The following is an 8,158-nucleotide window of genomic DNA, read 5'->3' as shown; positions in this document are numbered from 1 at the left end:
CCACGGTGCTGGCGTCGGTCTATCAGCACGGCGGCACGCCCGCCGTCACCAACGGTCAGTACACGTTCAACATCGGCGAGATGAAGGGCTATCTCGGCAACGGGGTCACCGCACCGCAGGTCTGGCTTGTCTTTGTCGGCGAGGCCGTCGCCTCCGGCGGCGCCGTCACCTCGGTCGTGGCCTATGCCTATGACGGCCGCTACGACTCCGGCTACAGCGGCGATCTTCCCGGCACTAACACAGCCGCAGCCAAGCAGCACAATCTCGGCGTCTACCCCCGCATCGCCGATTTCATCATCGAGTGCACCTCGACGGAAGGCGGCTACGCCGTCGGCGACCAGATCGGCTTGGGCTCCATCCACAATTTCGACGGTACCAACATCCGCCTGCCCACGCTGTCGCGCGATCGCAACGGCATGAGCGTGATCACCTCGCAGTGGATCGTGGTCAACAAGGCGAGCGCCGCCGGCACGTCGCTGACGACGAACAAGTGGAAGTACCGGATGATCGCCGATCGCGGCTGGTAGGGGAGCAGAAGGAATGAATGACCGCCGCGACCTGTGGGCCATCGCCGAGGCCCTGCTGATCTTCGCGCCGTTCTCGCTGGTCGGCGCGTTCTTCGGCGACAGCATCCGCAAGGATGTGCTCACGCGCCGCCAGCGCATGGCCGCGTCGGCCTTCTCGTGGGTCATGGGGCCGGTGCTGGGCGGCGTGACCGTCAACGATCTCGGCTGGTCGATCTATACCGGCTTCGTCGTCGCCGCCGCGGCGCCGACCGTCACCTACGATGTCATCGCGTTGGTGAAGGCCTTCCTGCGCCAGATGCAGGACGATCCACGGAGCTGGGTCACCATCCTCAAGGACACCCTCGTTGCCGCGCTCGCTGCCCTCCTGCCCTGGAGGAAGTAGCCATGGAAACGGTCTTCTGGATCGCGGTCATCGTCTACGTGCTCTGGCACTTGCGCCACCTCCTGCGACGAGCGTCCCGCTAGTCGATTGCTCAGGGACGCGGCAGCACTTCCTGGCAAAACTCCAGGATCACGCGGGCGAGTGTGTCCCAGGCGTCCGAGTCGATGTTGAATTCGTGTTCAGCCTGCAGCAGGTGGACGCGGATGGACTTCGAGAGAATGTAATCGGCGAAGATGTTGGAACCGCCGTAGATGTCCTTGAACCCCTGACAGATCAAGGTCGGCACACGAAGGTCGGACAGGTGGAGGTAGCGTTCGGGCTCCGGCCCGATCGACGGACTGCGGAACGGGTAAGCGAGGCAGATGACCGCTGCAACCGCATGACGGCTGGCATACCAAGTTGCGAGTCGGGCGCCGGACGATCGGCCGATCAGGACGGTGTCGCGGCGCGTTCCTTGGGTTGCGAGGTAGGCTTCGAAGTGCGTAGCGCGCTGCGGAAAGTCGCCGTTCTGAAACGTCTCGGGCGTGGGATGGTGAATGTCCTTCTGGCTCGTCCAGCAGGCAAAGGACGGTGAGAGCCGACGCTCCAGTTCGCGGTCGACATGGATGTCATTCGGATAGGCATCGCCCGACAGGAAGTAGACCGGACCAAACAAGACGAACTCCACGCTGCGACCGGCGAGTGTCGTAGCGCATTGTTTGTTTGCGCAGTAGGCGCGGAGCTCGAAGAGCAGAACAATCAAGCCGTCGCCCTAGTCCGGGCCGGCATCATCGCCGGGTGCATCCCGGCACATCCCTCAGAGGCAACATGATCGAACCGTATCGGACGGAGGTAGACCCTCCGCTTCTGCCGCTGCGTCGTGGCTCCACGGGTCCCGGTGTGCAGCGCGTCCAGGAATGGCTCGGCCTGCACGGCATCGGTGTTCTCATCGATGGCGATTTCGGGCCCGCCACGGAAGCCGCCGTGAAGCGGTTCGTTGGCTCGCCGCTCGGCGTCGTCGATCGCGAGGTCTGGCGGGCCCTGACCTTGCCGCTGCAGCAGGTCACCACGATGTCGGTCCCGTCCGGCTTCGGGGCCGCCGTCGTCGCGCTGGGGCAGGCCTATCTCAACGCCCAGGCACGCGAGGTCGGCGGCGACAACAAGGGGCCGTGGGTACGCCACGTCTGCCGCGGCTTCTCGGTGGCCTGGTGCCAGGGCTTCGCCTCGACGCTCTACGCGCAGGCTGCACGGGCCCTGGGGGCGGAGTCGCCCTTCGATCTCGTGCTCGACGGCATCTGGTGTCTCTACGTGCCGCGCATGGTGACGGAGGCCCGCGTCAGGGGACGCTTCGTCCGCGGCGACGATGGCCGTGCCGATCCCCCGCCGGGTTCCATGTTCTTCCTCCGCGGCGGCGCCCACGGCTACAGCCATGTCGGCATCGTGGTTCGCCGGCAGGGCGACGTCATCGAGACCATCGAAGGCAACACCAACGACGACGGCAGCCCGAACGGCTACGAGGTCGCCCGCCGGATCCGGCGCGTCTCGAGCTGCGACTACGGGGTGCTTCGGTGATCGGCGCCTTGCTGGCCAGCAACCCGCTGGCCTCGACGCTCGGCATCGTGGCGGCAGTCTCGACGATCGGTCTCGGCGTCCAGACCTACCGTGTCAGCCTCTGGCAGACCCAGGCGGCCAAGCATGAGGCCGCGACAGCCAAGGCGGTCTCCGATTGCGAGCTCTTCAAGCGGGAGCAGGCCACCAAGGTCGCCGAGGCCGAACGCGATGCCGCGCGCCGGTCCGAGCAGGAGGCTCGCCGGCTCCTGACCGACATCCGCGAGATCACCAGCAAGGGCGAGCAGGTCAGGGAGGTCATCCGCTATGTGCAAGGCAATGCTGCTTGCGACAACGATCCTCGCATCAACGCTATCGTTGACGGGGTGTCTGACATCCTCGGCCCCGAGAGACGTCCCGGTGCTGCACCAGCCACGGCCCTCGGCCGAGCTGCTTCAGCGCTGCCGCGAACCGATGCGGCCGGCCCGCGGTAAGACCCTCAATCAGAACGGCGAGGCCTTCGCCGATCTGGCGGCGGCCTTTCGTGAATGCTCGGCACGGATGGACCGCATCGTCGACTGGCATGGTGAGCAGCCGGAGACCCCGGCTAGTCCAACGGAGGCGGCGCGATGAAAACCTACATCCTGCCGGTCATCATCGCCGTGCTGGTCGTCGCCGTGTTCGCGCTCCTGGGCATGTGGGTGCAGATCGGCGACGCGCTGCGCGATGCCTTCCTGAGTATCTGACCTGAAATCACGAGCTCGGTGGTCGCGACCTGGCCACCGGGGATGGCCCGTCGCGCCTGTGAAGGCGCTGGGCGTTTCCTCCCTAAACTGGCCGCTCGCCGTAACTGGCGGGCGGCCTTTTTTTCGTTTTCTGCAAAGAAGGGCCGGCCGATGTGCAAGCTGCTCGATTGGATTCGTGCGACGTTCTTTGGCTACAGGCCTCAGCCTCCCTTGCCCAAGGTCGGCTGGGCGACACTCTCCGATCCCATGGCCTTCATCGTGCAGACGAGGCCGGATGGCAGCCGCGCAACGGTGCATGACCTGCTCACGGAACGCCGGCACGACTGGCCGCTGCCGCTGGGCTGGGCGCGCTGCGAAAGCGTGCTGATGGATGACGGTTCCGTGTTTCAGGCCTTCAGCTTCGTTCGGCCGGAGCACCAGGCTGGCAACGGCGGCCAGATCGTGAAGGTTGGCGCCGACGGCTTCGTGCGCAGTGTGGCCACCCGTGACGGCGGCAAGTCGCACATGCAGTTCTTCGTCGGCGAGGGTGTTGGCGGCACCGGCTGGATCTTCTTCGGAGTCGATGCGCCGACGGGATCGTGGCGCGAGCTCGTGGCGACCCTGGCCGAGAGCAGTTGGTCGGGCTTCAGGCCGGCCGAGTTCGGTCGTGCCTTCACGCGCTACCGGCTTGAGCCGGTTGCTTTCACCTTCGCCGTCGATGGTGTCACAGAAACCCGCACCGTCCACACGATCATCTCCGAACACTACGATCGCGACAGCATTCCCGGTTCGGGTGCCATGGAGCGCAGCTACTTCGGCAAGGGCTACGGCCTCCTGCGCTGGGAAGCCTGGGGCCGTACCGTCGAGCCGCCGATTCTCGACATGGCCCAGCGCTACCAATGGGTGGCCTACAGTGATCCACCGGGCGAGGGCTGGCACCTCGACGACATCCGGACCTACACCAACATCGTGCGATGTGAGCCGACGGCCGTGCCGATGATGTACTAGGCTGGGGTTGTGGTGGCCGAATCCGGCGCAATTTCGACATATCGAGGCCACATCCGCCGCCAATGATTTCAATTGTTTGGTGGGCAAGTGGCCTGGTCCGTGACGAACGGCTCGAACCAAGTCCGGGTGCAAGGGTGGGAGAATAGACAAGATGGCTCGTCGATCACTGAAAGTCCTGGCATTCGGATGCGCTGCGGCGCTGGCCGTCATGGCGCTGGCGCCGGCCTCCAAAGCACCCGATTTCTCGATGCTTCAGGTCTGGCTCTCTCTGACCGTTGGAGTGCTGGTGTCGCTGGGCGTCGCAGCTTCGGGCTAGGCATGCCCCTAACGACCTTATCGTTCTAGGACTGAACAAGCCCCGCCGGTGACCCCGGTGCAGGGCTTTTTTTGTTTCAGAAAGTGTCGTTCTCGGGCGGTCGAGGCAGGAATTGCATCAGCGCACGGGTGAGCGGATCGCCGGTTCCGTTCGTGGGCCGAGTGGCGCGCGGCAATGCTTCATACCTGGACCATCCGAGCGGCGTCAGTTCGAGGCCTGTCTTGTTTCGCCTGATCAGCGCCAGGTCTTCCAGCCTGCGGACGTGCCGGATGGAAAGATCTTCAGGCTGGGCAACACCCAGTGCGATCCGGCGCAAGACGATCTCTTCGTTGGGGCTGAGCGGAGCTGTCTGACCTCGCAGCATGGTGATCTCCTCTCGCCATCAACTACGGCACAAAGACGCCGGCGCATCAACGACAACAAGCCTCCATGCCGATGAAGATTGCGAGTTTGGCAGTCGGAAGCCGTGAGTGCTGCTCGATCCATAGGTTGAAGAACGCGGTCGAACACACGATTCCGGAACAATACCCAGAAGGTTTCGTTGCTCGGCGATGGAAGAGGTCGAGCTTTCGCCCGAAGAAGCGGAAACCCTGCAAGCCGTCGTCAGAGGCGACCACGCAAAACTGCGGGCCCGTGATCTGGTGAAGTTGAATCTGATGCGACTGATCATGACGAGGGGGACGCTGGCCTTCGAGCCGACTGCCCTCGGCTTCGAGTGGTACCGGAAGCACAAGGAGGAACGGCATGGCGGCGAAGAAGAAGGCAGCAAGCAAGGGAGCTGCCAAGAAGGTGGCCCGGAAGAAGGCGGCGAAGCGTGAGCTGATCGACACCGGCACCAACAAGCTCTACGTGCGCCGCAATGCCCGCGGCACATCTTTCAAGGAAGTGGAAGATGTCGGCCGGTCGCTGGCCGCCGATCGTCGCAGGAAGGCAAAGACGACGGCCAAGCGGGGGCAGGGCGATCGTGGCGATCGCGCCCCGGCGGCCGGGCGTCGCCGGTCGCCCGAATGACCTGCCCGACGCAACGTAGCCATGGGCCAGCGCACACGAATTTTCACCCTTGATGGGGCCGCCCGGCATCTCTGCATCGATATGCAGCGGCTGTTCGCCGAGGCAACGCCCTGGCAAGTGCCGTGGCTTTCCCGGGTGCTTCCGTGTGTCCAGGAGATCGCGACCCGTCATGCGGCCAGTACGATCTTCACGAGGTTCGTTCCGCCCCGGTCGGCCGGTGAGGCCATCGGGGCCTGGCGCGACTACTACGAGGCTTGGCCCGACCTGACGCGCGAAAAGCTGGCGCCGGAGCTGCTGGAGCTGGTGGCGCCGCTAAAGGGGCTCGTTCCGCCGGCCCGCCAATTGGACAAGACGGCCAATTCTGCTTTCAGTCATCCGGGGTTTGCCGACGCGCTTCATCGTCGGGGCGTCACGACGCTGGTCGTCACCGGGGGAGAAACCGATATCTGTGTGCTGGCGACGGTCATGGCGGCGGTGGACTACGGCTTCCGCGTGGTGCTGCCGACCGATGCGCTGTGCAGCACCAGCGACGCGACGCACGATGCCTTGCTGAAGCTGTACCGTGAGCGCTTCAGCCACCAGATCGAGGCGACGACGACCGAGGAAGTCCTGCGGCGCTGGAGCGGCTGATCATGAGCCCGCTAGCGGCTCCCGCCTGTCTGGCCCTGACGGCTCGCCTGCAGTTGCGATGTATGGATCGGCGACGGCGGCCAAACCCAATCTAAAAGCGAGTGCAACCGTCGGACCCCGAGCAGCGTTTTTTCCGCCGCTTGAGGAGGGGGACTTCCATGGACAGTTTCGATGAGGCTATCCGAAGCGCCCTGATCGAGGCTTGCAGAAGCAAGGGCATCGATGTGCGGGCACTTTCGATCGACGTTGGAATCGGCGCGCTGACTATCAGAGGAACGCTGCCGACGGAGGAACAGCGTCGTGGCTTGTGGTCGATCCTCGAGACAGTAGATCGCAGGGTGGGCGATATCGACTGCAAGGTAGGCGTCGCCGCCGCGGTCCCGGAGGTTGCGACGATGCCCGTTCCGCCGCAGCCGGGAGCGCCTGCCGGCGAAATCCGCTGAGACCCTGAAAGGTCAAAAGACTTCGAGTTTTGCTGCGCGAGATCGGGCGATCACGCGCGGCGTCCCGCTGCGCCTGGGCGCAAGGGTGTCGACCGTTCTCAAGTGCTTGGAGACCGCAACGAGAACGGCCCACCAGCAATTGAAATCGTCATCGGTGCCCTTTGCGGCAGCAACAAACGCCCTTCGCCGGCTTTGAATCGGCCTACGTGAGGGGATCAAGAATGGCTGCGCGACCGAGCTGGGAAGGGCATCTGCGCCTTTCCCTCGTAACCTGTCCTGTCGTCCTCTGGCCGGCGACGAGCGAGGCGGAAACCGTCCGCTTCAACCTGATCAATCCCAAGACCAACAACCGCATCAAGATGATGACGGTAGATGCCGGCACCGGCGCCGAGGTCTCGCGAGGCGATCTCGTGAAGGGGTACCAGGTCGCCAAGGACCATTACGTACTCTTCACCAAGGAAGAGCTTGAGGACGTGAAGGTCGAGTCGACGCGCGTCATCGACATCGAGAAGTTCGTGCCGCGCGCCGGCATCGACCGGCTCTACTGGGATACCCCCTATCATCTGGTGCCGTCGGGCAAGACCGGCATCGAGGCGTTCGCCGTGATTCGCGAAGCCATGCGCAAGCAGAGCATGGTGGCGATCGGCCGCCTGGTGATGAGCACGCGCGAGCGGGTTTGCGCCATCGAGATCGAGGAGGACGCGCTGCTCCTGACCACGCTGCGGACAGAGGAGGAGGTCCGCACGATCGAGGAGATCGGTCATCCCGACCTGCCGAAGGCCGACCCGAAGATGCTGGAGATCGCCGAGAAGATCGTGGCGCAGCAGTCCGGCGACTTCGATCCCGCGGACTTCAAGGATCGCTACGAAGATGCGCTACGGGCGATGATCGAGAAGAAGAAGAAGGGCAAGCCGGTGAAGGCGGCGCCGGCGCGGGAGGCCGAGGACACCAACGTTATCGATCTCATGGCGGCGCTGAAGAAGAGCCTGCAGGGGGAATCGCCGACGTCACGGCGTGCCAGCCCTGCGCCCGCCCGGCCCAAGCGGGCCGCGAACACGAACCGGCGTAAGGGCAGGGCAGCATGATGTCGATCCAGCTTTCCTTGCCGGCCAACTGGGCCAGCAACTTCCTCGCCCGCCGCGACCCGGGCGATCGACTGGCGGCGCTTCGCGATGACGTTTTGGAGGCCAAGGCCGAGATCCGGCTGACCCTAGAGCGCCTGGTGGAGAAGCATGGGATCCCGATGAAGGAAATCACGCAGGCCATGGGCAGCGTCGACGATGGCCTCAGCGATCTCGTCTACGAGCAGGAGCGAGCGCTGATCCTGGAGATCGAGGACGAGGACCATGCGTAGCGCATCTGAACGTCTTGTCCGCAAGCTGTTCCGGGCCACCGATGGCCGACCCGGCATATGGCTGTCGATCATCGGTCTCGGCGCGACGGAGAAGGTCGCTGCCGATGCCGAGGGGCGCGGCTGGGTCGCCACAGTGGGCGGTCACTCGGTGAGGCTCACCGAGGCCGGCCGGCAAATCGCGAAGGGATAAAGTCCCGGCCAGAGCCGCTGGCGCCGCAGGCAACTTGCCTGCAAT

The 8,158-nt window shown here is 64.6% G+C and carries 16 protein-coding genes; 14 read left to right on the top strand and 2 right to left on the bottom strand.

Annotated elements, in window-relative coordinates; translation table 11 throughout:
- Window positions 1-527, top strand: a 527-nt coding sequence (locus tag BN60_RS17525) for a hypothetical protein (protein ID WP_043284040.1), incomplete at its 5' end; no start/stop codon positions are given.
- A 13-nt stretch (window positions 528-540) separates the two neighbouring features.
- A complete protein-coding gene (locus BN60_RS17520) occupies window positions 541-909 on the top strand; it encodes a hypothetical protein (protein WP_020697418.1) in 369 nt (122 codons plus the stop codon).
- A 91-nt stretch (window positions 910-1,000) separates the two neighbouring features.
- Here the strand turns inward: BN60_RS17520 and BN60_RS29075 are convergent, their stop codons facing one another.
- On the bottom strand, window positions 1,001-1,564 hold the full coding sequence (locus BN60_RS29075) for an alpha/beta family hydrolase (RefSeq protein WP_148283457.1): 564 nt from the start codon (window positions 1,562-1,564) through the stop codon (window positions 1,001-1,003).
- Window positions 1,565-1,716: 152 nt separating this feature from the next.
- On the opposite strand from BN60_RS29075, the gene BN60_RS17510 reads away from it, so the two are divergent.
- The 5 genes from BN60_RS17510 to BN60_RS30980 all read left to right on the top strand — a co-directional run bounded on the left by BN60_RS17510 (window position 1,717) and on the right by BN60_RS30980 (window position 4,485).
- Window positions 1,717-2,460: a CHAP domain-containing protein gene (locus BN60_RS17510; RefSeq protein WP_020697416.1), complete on the top strand. Its 744-nt coding sequence runs from the start codon at window positions 1,717-1,719 to the stop codon at window positions 2,458-2,460.
- On the top strand, window positions 2,457-2,930 hold the full coding sequence (locus BN60_RS17505) for a hypothetical protein (RefSeq protein ID WP_020697415.1): 474 nt from the start codon (window positions 2,457-2,459) through the stop codon (window positions 2,928-2,930). Before BN60_RS17510 ends, BN60_RS17505 begins: the two co-directional genes overlap by 4 nt.
- A complete protein-coding gene (gene lysC / locus BN60_RS31840) occupies window positions 2,857-3,069 on the top strand; it encodes an Rz1-like lysis system protein LysC (protein ID WP_425357813.1) in 213 nt (70 codons plus the stop codon). The genes BN60_RS17505 and lysC overlap by 74 nt, the downstream gene beginning before the upstream one ends.
- 263 nt (window positions 3,070-3,332) lie before the next feature.
- A complete protein-coding gene (locus BN60_RS17500; protein ID WP_020697412.1) occupies window positions 3,333-4,169 on the top strand; it encodes a hypothetical protein in 837 nt (278 codons plus the stop codon).
- 151 nt (window positions 4,170-4,320) lie between these two features.
- Window positions 4,321-4,485: a hypothetical protein gene (locus tag BN60_RS30980; protein ID WP_020697411.1), complete on the top strand. Its 165-nt coding sequence runs from the start codon at window positions 4,321-4,323 to the stop codon at window positions 4,483-4,485.
- A gap of 76 nt (window positions 4,486-4,561) precedes the next feature.
- Here the strand turns inward: BN60_RS30980 and BN60_RS17495 are convergent, their stop codons facing one another.
- The gene (locus BN60_RS17495) at window positions 4,562-4,849 is read right to left on the bottom strand and encodes a hypothetical protein (protein WP_020697410.1); all 288 of its coding nucleotides are present in this window, start codon (window positions 4,847-4,849) and stop codon (window positions 4,562-4,564) included.
- 187 nt (window positions 4,850-5,036) lie between these two features.
- Here BN60_RS17495 and BN60_RS30975 point away from each other — a divergent pair, with 187 nt between their 5' ends.
- The 7 genes from BN60_RS30975 to BN60_RS17460 all read left to right on the top strand — a co-directional run bounded on the left by BN60_RS30975 (window position 5,037) and on the right by BN60_RS17460 (window position 8,113).
- A complete protein-coding gene (locus BN60_RS30975) occupies window positions 5,037-5,303 on the top strand; it encodes a hypothetical protein (protein ID WP_020697409.1) in 267 nt (88 codons plus the stop codon).
- Window positions 5,275-5,496 carry a hypothetical protein gene (locus BN60_RS17485; RefSeq protein WP_020697408.1) on the top strand — a complete coding sequence of 74 codons (222 nt, stop codon included), beginning with the start codon at window positions 5,275-5,277 and terminating at the stop codon, window positions 5,494-5,496. The genes BN60_RS30975 and BN60_RS17485 overlap by 29 nt, the downstream gene beginning before the upstream one ends.
- Before the next feature lie 21 nt (window positions 5,497-5,517).
- Window positions 5,518-6,126, top strand: a complete 609-nt coding sequence (locus BN60_RS17480; RefSeq protein WP_020697407.1) for a cysteine hydrolase family protein — start codon at window positions 5,518-5,520, stop codon at window positions 6,124-6,126.
- A 158-nt stretch (window positions 6,127-6,284) separates the two neighbouring features.
- Window positions 6,285-6,569: a hypothetical protein gene (locus BN60_RS17475; RefSeq protein ID WP_020697406.1), complete on the top strand. Its 285-nt coding sequence runs from the start codon at window positions 6,285-6,287 to the stop codon at window positions 6,567-6,569.
- Between the two features lie 221 nt (window positions 6,570-6,790).
- Window positions 6,791-7,654 (top strand): non-homologous end joining protein Ku, encoded by an 864-nt coding sequence (gene ku / locus BN60_RS17470; protein ID WP_020697405.1) that lies wholly within the window; start codon window positions 6,791-6,793, stop codon window positions 7,652-7,654.
- Entirely contained in the window at window positions 7,651-7,923 is a 273-nt protein-coding gene (locus BN60_RS17465; RefSeq protein ID WP_020697404.1) for a hypothetical protein, read from the top strand. Before ku ends, BN60_RS17465 begins: the two co-directional genes overlap by 4 nt.
- On the top strand, window positions 7,916-8,113 hold the full coding sequence (locus BN60_RS17460; RefSeq protein ID WP_020697403.1) for a hypothetical protein: 198 nt from the start codon (window positions 7,916-7,918) through the stop codon (window positions 8,111-8,113). Before BN60_RS17465 ends, BN60_RS17460 begins: the two co-directional genes overlap by 8 nt.
- Window positions 8,114-8,158: the final 45 nt, after the last annotated feature.

The sequence above is a fragment of the Reyranella massiliensis 521 genome (assembly GCF_000312425.1).
In the GTDB taxonomy this organism is placed as follows: domain Bacteria; phylum Pseudomonadota; class Alphaproteobacteria; order Reyranellales; family Reyranellaceae; genus Reyranella; species Reyranella massiliensis.
This window is presented reverse-complemented; position numbering and strand designations above follow the sequence as displayed.

Coding starts and splice junctions, on each gene's coding strand:
- BN60_RS17520 (WP_020697418.1), top strand. CDS start 541: ATGAATGACCGCCGCGACCTGTGGGCCATCGCCGAGGCCCTGCTGATC.
- BN60_RS17510 (WP_020697416.1), top strand. CDS start 1,717: ATGATCGAACCGTATCGGACGGAGGTAGACCCTCCGCTTCTGCCGCTG.
- BN60_RS17500 (WP_020697412.1), top strand. CDS start 3,333: ATGTGCAAGCTGCTCGATTGGATTCGTGCGACGTTCTTTGGCTACAGG.
- BN60_RS30980 (WP_020697411.1), top strand. CDS start 4,321: ATGGCTCGTCGATCACTGAAAGTCCTGGCATTCGGATGCGCTGCGGCG.
- BN60_RS17495 (WP_020697410.1), bottom strand. CDS start 4,849: ATGCTGCGAGGTCAGACAGCTCCGCTCAGCCCCAACGAAGAGATCGTC.
- BN60_RS30975 (WP_020697409.1), top strand. CDS start 5,037: ATGGAAGAGGTCGAGCTTTCGCCCGAAGAAGCGGAAACCCTGCAAGCC.
- BN60_RS17480 (WP_020697407.1), top strand. CDS start 5,518: ATGGGCCAGCGCACACGAATTTTCACCCTTGATGGGGCCGCCCGGCAT.
- BN60_RS17475 (WP_020697406.1), top strand. CDS start 6,285: ATGGACAGTTTCGATGAGGCTATCCGAAGCGCCCTGATCGAGGCTTGC.
- ku (WP_020697405.1), top strand. CDS start 6,791: ATGGCTGCGCGACCGAGCTGGGAAGGGCATCTGCGCCTTTCCCTCGTA.
- BN60_RS17465 (WP_020697404.1), top strand. CDS start 7,651: ATGATGTCGATCCAGCTTTCCTTGCCGGCCAACTGGGCCAGCAACTTC.
- BN60_RS17460 (WP_020697403.1), top strand. CDS start 7,916: ATGCGTAGCGCATCTGAACGTCTTGTCCGCAAGCTGTTCCGGGCCACC.